This is a genomic window from Rhodococcus sp. PBTS 1, from assembly GCF_001620025.1.
Classification (GTDB): domain Bacteria; phylum Actinomycetota; class Actinomycetes; order Mycobacteriales; family Mycobacteriaceae; genus Rhodococcoides; species Rhodococcoides kroppenstedtii.
This window is the reverse complement of the sequence record NZ_CP015219.1, coordinates 3,330,045-3,344,320: the sequence shown is the minus strand read 5'-3', so window position 1 is coordinate 3,344,320 and position 14,276 is coordinate 3,330,045. Positions and strand designations below refer to the sequence as shown.

At 70.3% G+C, this 14,276-nt stretch carries 13 protein-coding genes; 4 read left to right on the top strand and 9 right to left on the bottom strand.

The window, feature by feature from the left end; genetic code table 11:
* The first annotated feature begins 7 nt into the window (after positions 1–7).
* Positions 8–709 carry a GAF and ANTAR domain-containing protein gene (locus A3Q40_RS15230; RefSeq protein WP_068103403.1) on the top strand — a complete coding sequence of 234 codons (702 nt, stop codon included), beginning with the start codon at positions 8–10 and terminating at the stop codon, positions 707–709.
* Positions 706–1,434, top strand: coding sequence for a GAF domain-containing protein (locus A3Q40_RS15225; RefSeq protein ID WP_068103401.1), 729 nt, complete (start codon positions 706–708; stop codon positions 1,432–1,434). Before A3Q40_RS15230 ends, A3Q40_RS15225 begins: the two co-directional genes overlap by 4 nt.
* 10 nt (positions 1,435–1,444) lie before the next feature.
* Here the strand turns inward: A3Q40_RS15225 and A3Q40_RS15220 are convergent, their stop codons facing one another.
* Genes A3Q40_RS15220 through A3Q40_RS15210 form a run of 3 tightly spaced genes read right to left on the bottom strand, consistent with a single transcriptional unit; the run spans position 1,445 to position 4,158 of the window.
* On the bottom strand, positions 1,445–2,551 hold the full coding sequence (locus A3Q40_RS15220) for a hypothetical protein (protein WP_068103399.1): 1,107 nt from the start codon (positions 2,549–2,551) through the stop codon (positions 1,445–1,447).
* A gap of 9 nt (positions 2,552–2,560) precedes the next feature.
* A complete protein-coding gene (locus tag A3Q40_RS15215; RefSeq protein ID WP_068103397.1) occupies positions 2,561–3,673 on the bottom strand; it encodes a GGDEF domain-containing protein in 1,113 nt (370 codons plus the stop codon).
* Complete coding sequence (locus tag A3Q40_RS15210) at positions 3,670–4,158, bottom strand: Lrp/AsnC family transcriptional regulator (RefSeq protein ID WP_068103395.1); 489 nt, start codon at positions 4,156–4,158, stop codon at positions 3,670–3,672. The genes A3Q40_RS15215 and A3Q40_RS15210 overlap by 4 nt, the downstream gene beginning before the upstream one ends.
* Before the next feature lie 221 nt (positions 4,159–4,379).
* Here A3Q40_RS15210 and A3Q40_RS15205 point away from each other — a divergent pair, with 221 nt between their 5' ends.
* Positions 4,380–5,882 carry a polysaccharide biosynthesis tyrosine autokinase gene (locus A3Q40_RS15205; protein WP_068103393.1) on the top strand — a complete coding sequence of 501 codons (1,503 nt, stop codon included), beginning with the start codon at positions 4,380–4,382 and terminating at the stop codon, positions 5,880–5,882.
* A 4-nt stretch (positions 5,883–5,886) separates the two neighbouring features.
* On the opposite strand, the gene A3Q40_RS15200 is transcribed toward A3Q40_RS15205, so the two are convergent.
* From A3Q40_RS15200 to A3Q40_RS15175, 6 genes are all read right to left on the bottom strand, one after another.
* Positions 5,887–7,203: an MCE family protein gene (locus tag A3Q40_RS15200; RefSeq protein ID WP_068103391.1), complete on the bottom strand. Its 1,317-nt coding sequence runs from the start codon at positions 7,201–7,203 to the stop codon at positions 5,887–5,889.
* 43 nt (positions 7,204–7,246) lie between these two features.
* Entirely contained in the window at positions 7,247–7,981 is a 735-nt protein-coding gene (locus A3Q40_RS15195) for a TetR/AcrR family transcriptional regulator (protein WP_068103389.1), read from the bottom strand.
* Positions 7,982–7,996: 15 nt separating this feature from the next.
* Positions 7,997–9,619, bottom strand: a complete 1,623-nt coding sequence (locus A3Q40_RS15190; RefSeq protein WP_069973049.1) for an FAD-dependent oxidoreductase — start codon at positions 9,617–9,619, stop codon at positions 7,997–7,999.
* The gene (locus A3Q40_RS15185; RefSeq protein ID WP_068103388.1) at positions 9,619–10,590 is read right to left on the bottom strand and encodes an AurF N-oxygenase family protein; all 972 of its coding nucleotides are present in this window, start codon (positions 10,588–10,590) and stop codon (positions 9,619–9,621) included. The genes A3Q40_RS15190 and A3Q40_RS15185 overlap by 1 nt, the downstream gene beginning before the upstream one ends.
* 349 nt (positions 10,591–10,939) lie before the next feature.
* Complete coding sequence (locus A3Q40_RS15180) at positions 10,940–11,455, bottom strand: arsenate reductase/protein-tyrosine-phosphatase family protein (RefSeq protein ID WP_068103386.1); 516 nt, start codon at positions 11,453–11,455, stop codon at positions 10,940–10,942.
* A gap of 22 nt (positions 11,456–11,477) precedes the next feature.
* Positions 11,478–12,638: a GGDEF domain-containing protein gene (locus A3Q40_RS15175; RefSeq protein ID WP_068103384.1), complete on the bottom strand. Its 1,161-nt coding sequence runs from the start codon at positions 12,636–12,638 to the stop codon at positions 11,478–11,480.
* Positions 12,639–12,834: 196 nt separating this feature from the next.
* On the opposite strand from A3Q40_RS15175, the gene A3Q40_RS15170 reads away from it, so the two are divergent.
* Positions 12,835–14,181 carry an NAD(P)/FAD-dependent oxidoreductase gene (locus tag A3Q40_RS15170; RefSeq protein WP_235606323.1) on the top strand — a complete coding sequence of 449 codons (1,347 nt, stop codon included), beginning with the start codon at positions 12,835–12,837 and terminating at the stop codon, positions 14,179–14,181.
* Positions 14,182–14,276: the final 95 nt, after the last annotated feature.

The window sequence follows — 14,276 nt, the reverse complement described above, 5'->3', positions numbered from 1 at the left end:
CTGCCGGGTGGATCCGGAATCCGAGGACGCAGCGCGGCCGTCCTTCACCGGGGTCCGCGCGATCGTCGAGGCCTGCGCCCGACTCACCGAGGTGGACGGCGCCGCCGTCGCCCTGCTCGGGACGTCCCGCAACGTCCGCCAGCTGGTGTACGCCACCGACCCGCGGTCGCTGCGGCTCGACGAGCTGCAGTTCACCGTGGGCGAGGGCCCGTGTGTCGATGCTCAAAGGAACGACGAACCGGTCCGGATCGACGACATCACCGGTCCCGAGGCGGCGCTCCGCTGGCCCATGTTCTCGCACGGCGCCGAGGAACTGGGGGTGCGCGGACTGTTCGCCTACCCGCTGGGCACGGACGTGCCGTTCGGCGCGCTGGAGATGCACCGGCTCACCCCGGGCGACCTGACAGCAGCCCAACACGACGCCGCTTTCACGTGCGCGGCATCGCTCACCACCGGCATTCTCGCCACGTTCGCGCACCCGACGTTCGCGGACCGCTCCGGTGCCCCGGCCGAGTCGGACGATCGCTACGACCGTCGCTCCGTCTACCTCGCCGCCGGCATGGTGGCCGTCCAGCTCCGTGCCTCCACGTCCGTGGCGATGGACCGCCTCCGCGCGCACGCGTTCGCGGAGGGAATGACCTTGACCGACATCGCCGACGACGTCGTGTCCCGCCGCCTCACCTTCCGGGACGAAGGAGACCGACCATGACCACTCCCGTCGTCCGCTTGGCCCTGGCCGACATCACCGCCACCCTCTGCACCCGCTTCGACGTCACGACGCTCCTCGAGAAGATCGCGTCCACGGCGCACGACGCGTACGGCGCCCGCGGCGTCGTGATCGGTCTGCTCGACGACGGCGGCGCGTTGCGTGCCGCTGTCACCACGCCCGTCGCGCGCGCGGCGGTCGACGAGTCGCTGCTGATCGACGGCCCGATTCTGGAGAGTGCCCGCGAGACGGCCGTCGCCACCGTTGCCGACACCACCGCCGACACCCGATGGCGCACCTTCGCCGCCGCCGCGAACGCTGCGGGAGTCGGTGCCGTTCGCGCATTTCCCATCGCGTCCCTCGGCGTCGGGTTGGGCTCGCTCGCCGTCCACGCCGCGGAACCGTGGGACACCGACCGGCCCGACGACGTCGGCTCGACGTTGGCCGACCTCGCCGCATTGGCGTTGACCATCGGAAGAGACGACGATCGCCGTCGTCGTCCGGCGGCCGCGATTCGCGACGTGCTGGCGGCCGCCGTTCGCCTCGCGGAGGCGACGGGGATCCTCGCCGAACTGTTCGGCGAGGACGTCGACGTCGCGCGAGTGCGTCTGCGCCGCCTGGCGCGCGCCCGCGGGATGAGCGACACGGTTTACGCCGGCGCGCTGGTGGAGTTGGTGGACCGGACACCGGAGCGGCTCGCGTCGAGCGCGCTGGTCGACGAGAGCTGATCCGCGGGACTCAGTCGGTGCCGAGCTGCGATCGCGCCGCGCGCCGCCGGGCCGCCTCGCGATGGCCGAACGTCGCGCCGAGGATCTGCTCCTGGTCCGCGACGGTCGAGCCGACCGCACCGGCCACCGTGCCCAGCGAGGCCGCGAGCCAGGCCAGCCGCACGTAGTCGACGGCCCCGGCCTCGCGATCGATCTGTGCGGACAGGAACTCGGGGGAGATCACCACGGCCGACGCCGCCCCCACCACGACGAACAACGCGGCGTACATGACCATCACCCCGGCGAGGACCGTCGCGAGGGTGGCCATGTTGTACATGGCGCGGTCGACGCCGGTCTGGCGACGAGTTCGCCGCTCCCACAACCCGTTCGGCAGGATCAGCCACGCGGTGATGAGGGCGAGGGCGGTGACGGAGACCCAGGTGAGCCGCAGGACCGACATCGACGCCGCCATCTGCCAGATGCTCGAGTAGAAGACACCGAACGCCGACGTCGCGGTCGCGGCGGCCAACGCACCGGACAGTGCCGGCACCAAGCGCCACGGCCGGTTGGTGCGAATCATGCCCGCCACCATCCGGGTTCGACCGAGCAGCGCCGGGGCCACCAGGATGTCGTGACCGGAATCGACGGCCCAGTGCGCGAGACCCGTGGCGGGAGTGGGGTGATCGGGCGCGGTTGCGCCGCCGTCGTCGGTTTCGTCGTCGCGTCGTCGCATCGAGTCGATGGCCGTCAGCGCCACGGCACCGGCCCGGCGCGAGACGGCGCGCATGCCGAACGAGGGGACGTAGAGCACCACCATCGAGGTGCCGACGATCTCGGCGAGTACGGGGCGCGACCCCACCCGCCGGGGAATCTCGGAGACGCACACCGTGATCGTCTCGGCCTGATCCTCGTCCGACCCGCCGGTCGCGAGCAGCGACGCCCACGTCTCCATGTCCGGTCGCCCGCTCTCGACGGGCGGCAGGGGGAGCGAGACCGACTCCGCCCGTAGCACGGTGCCCGACGCGAGCCGATGCCCGTCGAGGCGATCCGTGACCTTCTCGGCGACGGCGGAGGCGAAGCCAGGGTCCGCCGCGATACGCACCGTACCGGTGCCGTCCTTGGTCCCCGACGCGCTCACCCCGGTCGGCTACCCCCGGCGGCTGCCGTGAAACTGGACGTTGTCTCGTCCCGCGCTCTTGGCCCGGTACATCGCGATGTCGGCGCGGTGCATCCCGAGGCGGATGGTGGACCGGACGTCTTGCTCGGCGACGTCGTCCGGCGTCACCAACGACGCGCCCACGCTGGCGGTGATGGGGACCGCGTCGGTGGGCACGTGCAGGCGGTGCCGGGCGGACTCGGCACGGTCGACTAGTTCGGCCGCGTCGACGTTCTTCGCCGTGATCACCACCAGGAATTCCTCCCCGCCTCGCCGCGCGACCAGGCCGTCGTCGCCGACGAACGTCGCCAGGCGGGACGCGGCCAGCGCCAACACCTCGTCGCCGACGAGGTGGCCGTGCAGATCGTTGACCCGTTTGAAGTGGTCGAGATCGACGAGCAGGAAGCCCAGGGCCACGTCGTCGTCGACCCGCCGGAGGACCATCTGCTCGAGACCGCGCAGGTTGAGCAGGCCGGTCAGCGGGTCGGTCTGCGCGCGCCCGATCTGCGTGCGCAGGTTGCTGTGCAGGGTGGCGGAGGTCTGACTGATGACGGTCATCGTGCCGTTGACCGCCAGCCACAGCGACACGCCCGCGGCCGCGAGAGCGAGCGTGTCCGACGACGGGTCCATCGCGGCGCGCAGCGTGATGATCAGGATGACCGCCGTCGTCGCCACGACGTGGAACACGACGGCGACGGACGTTCCGAAGAACGCGACGAACGAGGAGACGACGGCGAACAAGGCGCAGCCGAAGAGCGCCGTGCCCTGGTCCCGGAAGAGCAGCAGGAAGGCGGCGGTCCCGACGTCGGCGTAGACGGTGAAGGCCAGGGCCAGAGCCGCCTGCCGGCTGGGTCTGTTGAACCACAGGAAGGCCGTGCGCGTGCGGTAGACGATCACGGACACCGGCACGGTGCTGAGCAGGATGCCGACGGCGGCGATGCGCGGCGCGCCGGGCGCGGGCCCGGCCGGAGAGCCGAGAATCAGCAACGCACCGGGGAGCGCGAACGCGGTGATGAGCACGGCGATGCGCCGACGCACCAGGTCGACGATCGCGGGTTGGTCGGGAGTGTCCTTGGTGAACCGGCGATCCGCCGGCGGGGTCATCGCGAGGTCCTCCCGTCGTCGTCGGCGAGACGCTCGATGAGAGGCTTGGTGCGATAGGGAATGGCCTCGCGCATGATGACCGAGACGGTGGTGCGTTCGATGCCGGGCACCGCCAGAATGAGGCCGGCGACCCGATAGAGATCGTCCGCGTCGGTCGCGGACACCCCGATGTGGAGGTCTGCCTCGCCGGACACCCCCACCACTTCGGTCACCTCGGGAATGTCGCGCAATCGATCGATGACGGCCTCGAGTCGGTGTTGATCGGTGACCGCTCCGACGTAGGCGCGCAGGGGATATCCCAGATCGCGTGGTGAGACCAACCGATCGATCCGGCCCAGCACCTGTAATTGATCCCAACGTGCGAGCCTGGCCTGCACCGTGTTTCGCGCGAGACCGAGCAACGACGCCAGATGGACGCCCGTCGCGCGCGGCACGTCGCACAGGGTCAACAACAGCCGCGCATCGGTACGGTCCAGCTTGCTCACGGGGAAAACTGTCTCACAGCGAGCGCCCGTCCTCAGGGGTAATGCGGTGGGAAAACGGGGCATATTCCGGTTATCGATGCGGGTCCCGGGGCCGGGTACCGACCGGTGTGCTCGAGGTGCTCACACCCCGCCCAGTCGATAGGGTGAGCCGAACACGATCGAGTTCCGCGGCGTCACGCCCGTCCTCGACGCGGTGGGGAGACCCGGACGAGGAGCAGTCGGTGGAGATATCGGATTACGTCAGGATCCTGCGCGCGCGGTGGATCGTCATCGCCTTGACGACGGTCGTCGCCGCAGCCGCGTCCCTCGTGTTCTCGTTGGTCTCGACGCCCGTGTACGAGGCCTGCACCCGGCTCTACGTCTCCACCGGATCGTCGTCGTCCTCGGTCACCGAGGTCTACCAGGGCAACCTGGCCTCGCAGCAGCGCGTCGCCTCCTACACCCAGTTGCTCGGCGGCGAAGCCGTCGCGGCCCGCACGGTCGACGCCCTCGGACTCTCGCTGACCCCGGCGCAGCTGGCGTCGAAGGTGCGCACCACCTCCTCGCCCGACACGGTCCTGATCGACACGTGCGTGTCCGACGCGAACGCCGTCACCGCCCGCGACCTCGCCAACGGCATCGGCACCACGTTCGTGGACTTCGTCGACGATCTCGAGACGCCGCCCGGTGGTGGGGCCGCGCTCGCTCAGGTCAGCGTCGTCGAACCGGCGCAGGTGCCGGCCGCGCCGATCTCGCCCAAGACCACCCGCAACCTCGCGCTCGGCATCGCCGTCGGTCTGCTGCTCGGCATCGCCCTCGCGGTGATCCGCGACCGGCTCGACAACACGGTCAAGGATCGCGAGACCCTCGCCGGCCTCAGCGACAGTCCGGTGGTGGGCGTGGTGCCCTTCGACAAGACCATCAAGGAGGAGAACGCGCTCTCGTTCGCCGAATCCTCCTCCGGCACCGCCGAGTCGTTCCGCGAGCTCCGCACCAATCTGCAGTTCCTCGAGGTGGATTCGCCGCCGCGCGTCCTCGTCGTCACCTCCGCCGTCCCCGGCGAGGGCAAGACGACGACGGCCGTCAACCTCGCGCTCGTGCTCGCCGAGGCCGGGCACCGCGTCGTGCTCGTCGAGGGCGATCTCCGCCGGCCTCGCGTCTCGAAGTACCTCGGCCTGGTGGGATCGGTCGGACTGTCCACCGTGCTGTCCGGACAGGCCGACGTGGACGACGTCCTACAGCCCACCAAGTTCCCCGGGGTCGACGTGCTCGCCTCCGGACCTCTGCCGCCCAACCCGTCCGAGCTGCTCGGATCCGAGGCGTCCCGCACGGTCATGGCCACGCTGCGCAGCCGGTTCGACTACGTGGTGGTCGACGCGCCGCCGCTGCTGCCCGTGACCGACGCGTCCGTCATCACCGCGCACGCCGACGGCGCCCTGGTGGTCGCCCGCCACGGGCACACCAAGCGCGAGGAGATCACCCGCGCCCTCGGCAATCTCGCGCAGGTCGGCGCGCCGGTCCTCGGCGTCATCCTCACCATGACGCCGAACAAGGGCCGCAAGGACTACGAGTACCGGCACTACTACGAGACCGACACCAGCGCGCCGCGTCAGGAGGCCGCCCTGCGTCCGCAGGCGCCCGCGGCCGTGCCCGAACCGCCGCGCACCGAGCCCGCCCCGCCGCCGCGGAGCGAACCCGGACCGCGGTTCCGGCGCGGCACGGCGGTCCCGCCCCGCACGACCTGACGGGCTACCGAATGCTGACGTCGCTGCCGCGGAGGGCCGGCGCGCCGACCAGCGCGGCCCAGCCGGGCACGTCCTGCGGGTCGAGGCCGCTGCCCTGCCCGTAGACGACGGCGAGGGTGTCGCGCTCGAGCTGCGATCCGGCGTACTGGGCGTCCGCTGCGGGGAGTGGGGAGAACTGCGGCGGGCTCACGGTGGTCACGGTCGTGGGACCGGGGTTTCGGGACGGGACCGCGTAGGACCCGTCGTTGATGCCGCTGCCGGGGTACTGCGGGAAGAACTTGCCCGGTGCCGTGACGTCGTCGTAGCAACTGCCCGGCCGGTCGTCGAACAGGCGCGGCTCGTCCTGATTGGGCAGGTAGCGGCCGCGGGGGTTGACGAAGTTGATGGTGCCGCGGGCACCCGGGTACTTCTCGTTCACCCCGAGAATGCGTTGCGCCTCCGGGTAGAGGTCGGCGAACTTCGGCAGCAGACATCCGAAGGTCGGGGAGAACTCGGCCAGCAGTTCCACCGCTCCGCGGGAATCCGCGGCGAAGGACACGATCGACTCGGCGTTGGTGGCCACCAGATCGGCCAGTGATCCGGAGGAGCCCGCTGCGCTGCGCAGCAGGGTATCGACGTCGTTGCGCCGTTCCACCACCGTTCCCGTGGGAATGCGCAGATCGTCCAATGCGGCGACGAGATCCGGTGCGGCCGTGGAATAGGTCTGGGACAGGTCGGCGAGGCCGCGGAGATCCTCGCGAATGGTCGGGATCTCGCCGGCCAGATCGGTGACGATGGTGTCCAGCCGGTCGATGGTGCGACCCAGTTGCTCGCCGTTGCCGTCGAGTGCGGACGCCAACGCGCCGAGGGTGGAGGAGAGGTCCTCCGGCGGGATCGCCTCGAGCAAGGGCAGCACGGAATCGAGCACCCGGCCCACCTCGACGGCGTTGCCGGTGCGGTCCTGCTCGATCTCCGCACCGTCGGTCAGTCCGGTCCGGCCGGGATTCTCGGGGATCTGCAGGGCCACGTAGCGTTCGCCGAACAGCGTCTTCGGCAGCAACCGGGCCGTGACGGTGGACGGGATGCGTTCCGCCTGTGCCGGATCGAGATACAGAGACGCCACCACCCGGCCGTCCTCCGTCGCCGTCTCCCGCACGTCGCCCACCAGCACGCCGCGCACCTTGACGTCCGCGTTCAGGGGGAGGGCGTTGCCGACGTCGTCGAGAACCAGGCGCACCCGGATCGAATCGTCGAACGCCCGCGCATACTGGGCGGTGGTGAAGCCGACGAACCCGGCCACCGCGACGAAGAACGCCAGACCTGCGAGGCGACGCTTCACCATTGCGGAATGGTATAGCCGGAACGCCCGGGAAATGGGCGAAATGTCAGCGAGAAGTGGTGGATTCCGGATCGGTGAACAATGCCTCCAACGGCGTCTCCGGCATCGTGATGCCGCGCGAGGACGCCAATCCGAGAATCTGGATCCACACCGTGTCGGACAGGAACGCGACCACCTGATCCAGGGCAACGCTGTTCGGCCCCTGACCCTCCCACGCGCGCACCGACGCCATGCAGCCCGAGATCAGACCCGCCACCCACGGACCGGTCAGGCGCTGATCGTCCGGGTCGAGTTCTGCGCCGACCAGGGCGAGGAAGCCGTCGACGGCGAACTCGATGAGCTCGGCGATCCGGCCGATGACGTCCGCCATCGGGTTCTCGGTGGCCCCCGGCACCGCGCGCTCGGCGAACCGGGTCCACGACGGGTGTGCCACCGCCCACCGCACGTAGGTGTCCACGACGCGGTGCACGGCGGTGCGTGCCTGGCCCTCCAGGACCACCGCGCGGCTCAGGTCCGCCTGCAGCCGGTCGCAGATCTCGCGCTGGATGGCGACGTCGAGGTCGGTCTTGTCCTCGAAATAGCGGTAGATCCCGGTGCGGTGGATCCCCGCCTCGTCCGCGATCTGCTGGGCCGTCACCGGACCGCCCGGATCGTCGTTGCGGTCGAGCACCGCGAGCGCCGCGTCGATCACCTGCGCGCGGCGGTCCGCGTTGTGCTGCGCCCAGCGTCGTTTACGACCGTCGTCGGGTCGGCCGGCGGGCGAAGGCGTCTTCTGGCTCATGTGGCCAGAAGTGTCTCACGCCGGGACGACTCCCCATGCTCGCTTGGTTCGCGGCGCCCTCGGGCTCTCCCCGGGCTCCTGGACCCACGCTTGCTCGTGGGGATCGGAGATCTTGGTCCGGGGTCGGCCCTCCGCCGCACCGCGCGCCGTCTCCGCCGTGTCGAGGCGTCGCCACCCGTCCAGGTCGACACCCCGCCGTCGTGGCTGCGCGGTCGGTGCGGGAAGGCCGGCGTCGAGGTCGTCGAGAATCGACTCGACGGTCTCCTGCGCGCACGTCTTGTTGGTGCCGATGAACCCGCGCGGACCCCGCTTGACCCACCCCGCGACGTAGAGGCCGGGTTCGATGCGACCGCGATCGTGACGGGCGATGCCGGTCACCGGGTCGGTGGGCAGGTCCGTGGTGGCCGACCCCCGGAAGCCGATGGCGCGGACCACGAGACCGGCGTCGACGACGCGGGTGGAGCCCGTCGGGACCCCGTCGGTGCCGGTGCGGGCGATCTCGACGGCGGCCGTCCGGTCGTCGCCGAGGATCTCGACGGGGGCGGCGTGGAATTCGAGGACGATACGTCTTGTCGCGGGGTCGGTGGGAGCGGGGCGCTCGGCCAACTCCCGGAGGATTCGGGAGTGGCGGTCGGTGCCGGCCAGGGTGGCCGGATCCGCCTCGACGACGATGTCGACGTGGGTGGCTTGCTTCAGGCCCAGTAGCTCGGGCACGGTGAACGCGGCGTTGGCCGGCCCCCGCCGTCCGATGATGCGCACCTCGCGGATGGTGCTGTGGCGCAGCTGGTTCAGGGCGTGCGGCGCGATGTCGGTGTGCTCGGCCAGCCACTGCGGGTCGCGGGTGAGCATGCGGGCGACGTCGAGGGCGACGTTGCCGTTGCCGATCACCACCGCGCGCTCGTGATGGAGCGGAACGGTGAGCTCGCGCCGATCGGGGTGGCCGTTGTACCAGCCGACCAGGTCGGTGGCGCCGAGGGAGCCGTTCAGGTGCTCGCCGGGAATGCCCAGTTGCTTGTCGTGCGACGCGCCCACGGCGTACACCACCGCGTGGTACTCCGAACGGAGTTGCGCGAGTGTGACATCCGTGCCGACGTCGACACCCAGGCGGTAGCGGAAACCGGGCTGCGACTCGATGGCCGCGAACAGTTCGGTCACCCGCTTGGTCGAGCCGTGGTCCGGGGCGACGCCGTGGCGAACCAGGCCGTAGGGGGTACGCAGGCGGTCGATGACGTCGACGGTCTCGATCTCCGGATGCCGGAGCAGCTCGTCGGCGGTGTACAGCCCGGCCGGGCCGGCGCCGATCACGGCGACGCGGAACGGGCCGGGACGACGCAGCCGTCGCTGTTTCGGCACCAGCGCCAGCGGGGTGCGGTCCTCGTGTGGATTCTGTTGGTAGTACTGGGCGTTGAGCTCGAGGAACGGCAGCTCGGCGGGGGTGAGCGCCGTGTCGGGCTTGATGGCGCCCACCGGGCACGCCGTCACGCATGCACTGCAGCCGACGCACGTGGCCGGATCGACGAACAGCATCTCCGTGGTGCCGAACCCCGGTTCGCCGGGGGCGGGATGAATGCAGTTGACCGGGCACGCCACCACGCACGAGGCGTCGGCGCAGCACGACTGCGTGACGACGTGCGGCATCAGGCCGCCGCGGACGCGGGCTCGCTGCGGAACCGCGAGGGCCGACCGTCGATACCCAGGGCGCGCCATACGCGTCGGGACACGGGGTTCATGAGCTGCAGGTCGTCGGCAAGCATCCGGACGTCGCCGAACATGTCGCGCAACATCTTTCGCGATGCTTCGCCATCCCACCAGACCTCGTCCACCACGTGGTCGGGGATCTGCAGATCACGGCGCATGGCGGGGGTGGGCTTGATGATGGCGTCGCACAGCACGCGCATGATCACCGGCATGATCACCGAGATCAGGCCGCGCTGGTAGGTCTTCAGGCGCGGGGCCTTGTGGCGCAGGTACTGGTGGGCGAAGCCGATGTGGCGCGCCTCCTCCGCGACGTGGATCTGCATGATGCGCGTGATCAGCGGGTGCCGGTTCTCGCCGCTGCGCAGGATCGACTTCTGCACGTGGTCGATCGGCTCCTCGCCCGCGAGCACGCCCACGAAGAAGCCGAAGGACAGCGGACCGGCCGCCAGCGGCATGATCGGTGCCAGGGCGCGGAACCAGCGGGGCCCGCCGGCCACCTCGATGCCGATGCGGTTCACCAGCTCCTGGAACATCTGCGTGTGGTGGCACTCCTCCGTCGCCTCGTGCGTGGAGTAGCGGAATTCGGCCTGGCCGTTGGGGAGCCGGAAGGCGTAGTTCATCAGCCCGGCGATGAGGATCTGCTCGAACTGCAGACCCACCTTCATGATGTTCGCCTGCCGGTACATCCCGATCTCGATCTGCCGCTCCGTGCTGAGCGAGCGGTACCAGTCCGTGGCGCCGAGCGGATCCGCCTCGGGGAGGATCCAGCGCGGATCGTTCGGGACCACCGCGTACTCGGGGTCGTCCCAGGGGATGTCGGTGAACGCGTCGAAGTGACGCTCGACGGACGCCTCGGACAGGATGCGCAGCGTGTCCTGATAGGCGGTCGGGTTCTCGTGCAGAGCGGTCATGGTGGGTCCTCCGCAGGCAGCCGGGGTGTGTGCAACAGCGTGTTGCAGACAAAGTTAGTGCAACTGGCTGTCGCAGACAAGGGGTGGGCGGGTCTCGGGGCCGTTTTCGCGGGTGGTGGGGGTGTTCGGCGGGGGTGATCGCGCCGATCCGCTGCAGTTCCAGCGGTCCGCTGGGGTTGCAGCCGACGCGGATCACCGGAAGTCGCGCGGATCAGGCTGTGCTGCGCAGCCCGCCCAGCAGAGGTGCGCCGCCCGATCCGCTGCAGTTCCAGCAGTCCGCTGCAGCTGCAGCCGACGCGGATCGCTGGAAGTCGCGCGGATCCCGCTGCGCCGCGCAGCGGGCCCCCGACTACCGCGCCCGGTACCAGGCCTCGAACAGCGGCTGCAGGCAGTCGGCGATGACCTCTCCGACCGCCTCGAAGACGGCCGGGTCCTGGCCGATGGGGTCGTCGATGTCGAGGTCGGTGACGGGGGAGGCGGCGCGGGCGGAGAACCAGGCCGCGGGGTCGACCACTCCGGTGCGGCGGGCGAACTCGGCGGCCTCGCGGAGGGTGTAGGTACGACGGAGGGTGCGCGGGGCGACGGTCAACACCTCGTCGCGGTGGCCGGCGGTCATGGTGACGACGATGTCGGCGTCGGTCGCGATGGCGGGGGTGAGCCGTCGGGCGGCGAAGCCGGTGGGATCGCCGCCGAGCGATTCGAGGACGGCGGCGGCGTGGGACTCGACGCCGTGACCCACTACCGCGCGCACGCCGGCGCTCTCGGCGGTGACGTCGACCTGCAACTCGTCGGCCCACGCGGAGGTGAGGCGTTCGGCCGTGGGGGAGCGGCAGATGTTGCCGGTGCAGACGTAGAGCACGCGCATGAGCGGAGTGTAGGGCTCCGGGTCAGGCCACGTCGTCGTACGGCCGCCGGTGCGGCGTGGAGTCGGAGCGCGTCGTCGGACGGTCGCCGGGAGCGTCCGGAGGGCAGTGCGCGATGTCGAGGCGGTCGCCGCCGTCGCGCTTCGCGTCGTACATGATGCGGTCGGCCCGTCGGAGCAGGTTGTCGACGTCGCTGTGGTCGCGCCGGAACTCGTCGGCGCTCTGCCACGCGAGTCCGGAGCTGGCCGTGACGGGTACGGGATCGTCGCCCCAGTGCACGGCCTCGTGGACGGCGGTGAAGCGGTTCCGGAACACCGACGCGGGCACCGCCGCGACCACGCCGAACTCTTCGCCGCCGAGACGTGCGACGACGGCCCACCCGTCCGTGACGACGCGCAGGCGTTCGCCGACGCGGCGGAGGACGTCGTCACCGCCGGCATGACCCAGGGTGTCGTTGACGTGCTTGAAGCCGTCGAGGTCGATCACCAGCGCCCCGACGACGTGATCGGCCGGGAGATGCATGTGGCCGTGGCCCGCCACTACCTGATGCAGGCCGCGCCGGTTGAGCACGCCGGTCAGGGGGTCGTCGGCGGACCGGTAGGCATCGTCCCGCAGGTGGAACAGCGGCACCTGCGTGAGCAACGGCATGAAGACGAACAGCGTGGCCAGTACCAGCAGCTGCACGACGAGAAGGGCCGTGTCACCGTCGGACGCCCGCGCGGCGATCACCATGAGGATCGCGGACCCCGACACCGTCGCGCCGACGTGGAGGAACAGAGCTGTCATCGGCAGGAAGTGTCCGCAGTAGACGCCCACCACGAGGAACGCGGTGGACAGCGTGAACGCCGTCGGCGCGTCGGCCACGGACAGCAGAGCGCAGAAGATCAACAGGTCGGCGCAGACGACGAAGAGCACCGACTGGCGGTACGTCGGCCACGGTCGCACCCACCAGAGCACGGCGACCACGGCGCCGCCGACCATGGCGGTGATCATCAGCGCCGACTCCGCCGCTCCGGTCGGGCCGATCGGGCTGAGGAACAGCGCTCCGCCGGCCACGACCATCGTCAGGACGATCCCACCGATGCTGCGCCGGTAGGGATCCAGTAATCCGTGCCGCAGCATGTAGTCGGGGAGCGCTGCGTAGTCGAACGGCAGTCGCCGCCACCGAGCCAGCAGACGGAACATGAGGACAACTCCCGAGACACAGGGGGGATCAGCGACGCGAAGCAGAACCGAATCTCGGTAGAAGAGTACCGAAACCTACCGAACGGATCGTTAATCCGGCAGAAGTGTTACAGAAGCAACTTTCACCGGGCGGTGAGACAGCGGGCAACCGGGTACACCTCGACGCACCGTTCGCACGCCGAGGAGGATGACCAGGGTGACCGCGCAGCAGACCGACCCCGACGCCGATCGACTCCCGCGTCGCCGCCCGTCCGTCGTCGTCATCGGGGGTGGATTCGGCGGCCTCTACGCGGCGCGACGTCTTCGCAAGGTCGACGGCGACGTCACCGTGCTCGACCGCGGCACCTCGCACGTCTTCCAGCCCCTGCTCTACCAGTGCGCGACGGGATTGCTGTCCGAGGGATCGATCACCTCGCCGCTGCGTCATCTGCTGCGGCGGCAGAAGAACACGCACGTAGCCCTCGGCGAGGCGTCGGGCATCGACCCCGAGAATCGGACCGTCACCGCGACGCGCATGGACGGATCGACGTTCGAGCTGCATTACGACTACCTCGTGGTCGCCGCGGGCATGCGGCAGAGCTATCACGGGCACGAGGAGTTCGCGCAGCACGCCCCGGGCATGAAGACCGTCGACGACGCCCTGGCGATCCGACGCAAGCTCATCGGTGCGTTCGAGATGGCCGAATCGCTCCCCACCCCCGAGGAACGACGCCCGTGGCTCACCTTCGCCGTCTCCGGCGGCGGCCCGACGGGGGTGGAGATCGCCGGGCAGATCCGCGAACTGGCCACACGTGCCCTCGAGCACGAGTTCCGGGCGATCGACCCCGGTGAGGCGCGGGTGCTGCTGTTCCACGGCGGCGATCGCGTGCTGGAGTCCTTCGACGAGCGCCTGTCGGCGAAGGCGCAGAAGACGCTGGACGCCGTCGGCGTCGAGACGCACCTGGGCGTGCACGTCACCGATGTCCGCGAGGACGGCATCGAGACGACGACGAAGAAGGACAAGAAGGTCACCTCCTACGACTGCCGAACCGTCCTGTGGACGGCGGGTGTCGAGGCGGTGCCCTTCGCCGGGACTCTCGCTCGCGCTCTGGGAGTCACCCAGGATCGCGGCGGCCGCATCCCGGTCCAGCCCGATCTGTCCGTGGCCGGCCATCCCGAGATCTACGTGGTGGGCGACGTCAGTTCGCTGAACGACCTGCCCGGTGTCGCCGAGGTGGCCATGCAGGGCGGACACCACGCCGGGGCGATGATCGCGAAGACGCTGCAGGGCGAGCGGCGGTACTCGACCCCGTTCCGGTATCGCGATCTGGGATCGGCCGCGTACATTGCTCGTCGTCACGCGTTGCTGCAGGCGGGTCCGATCCAACTGTCGGGGTTCGCGGGGTGGGCGGCGTGGGGCGCCATCCACATCGCGTTCCTTTCCGGCCGACGCAATCGGGCCGGAACCCTGATCAACTGGGCGGCCACGCTGGCCTCCGGAACGCGACGCGAGCGTGCGGTGACCTTCGGCGATCCCGAAACCGCGCGCACACCGTACGCTTGAGCCGAACCGGGCCGTACGTCTGCCGAGGGCGGTGAAAACCGTCGGGGTGACGCCCACCGGGGTGTGTCGTTACACTTCGGGACGGAAAGCAGCGC

Bases quoted from the DNA above. Each gene is read 5' to 3' on its own strand.
- A3Q40_RS15215 (WP_068103397.1), bottom strand. From the start codon at position 3,673: ATGACCCCGCCGGCGGATCGCCGGTTCACCAAGGACACTCCCGACCAA.
- A3Q40_RS15200 (WP_068103391.1), bottom strand. From the start codon at position 7,203: ATGGTGAAGCGTCGCCTCGCAGGTCTGGCGTTCTTCGTCGCGGTGGCC.
- A3Q40_RS15195 (WP_068103389.1), bottom strand. From the start codon at position 7,981: ATGAGCCAGAAGACGCCTTCGCCCGCCGGCCGACCCGACGACGGTCGT.
- A3Q40_RS15185 (WP_068103388.1), bottom strand. From the start codon at position 10,590: ATGACCGCTCTGCACGAGAACCCGACCGCCTATCAGGACACGCTGCGC.
- A3Q40_RS15190 (WP_069973049.1), bottom strand. From the start codon at position 9,619: ATGCCGCACGTCGTCACGCAGTCGTGCTGCGCCGACGCCTCGTGCGTG.
- A3Q40_RS15180 (WP_068103386.1), bottom strand. From the start codon at position 11,455: ATGCGCGTGCTCTACGTCTGCACCGGCAACATCTGCCGCTCCCCCACG.
- A3Q40_RS15225 (WP_068103401.1), top strand. From the start codon at position 706: ATGACCACTCCCGTCGTCCGCTTGGCCCTGGCCGACATCACCGCCACC.
- A3Q40_RS15175 (WP_068103384.1), bottom strand. From the start codon at position 12,638: ATGTTCCGTCTGCTGGCTCGGTGGCGGCGACTGCCGTTCGACTACGCA.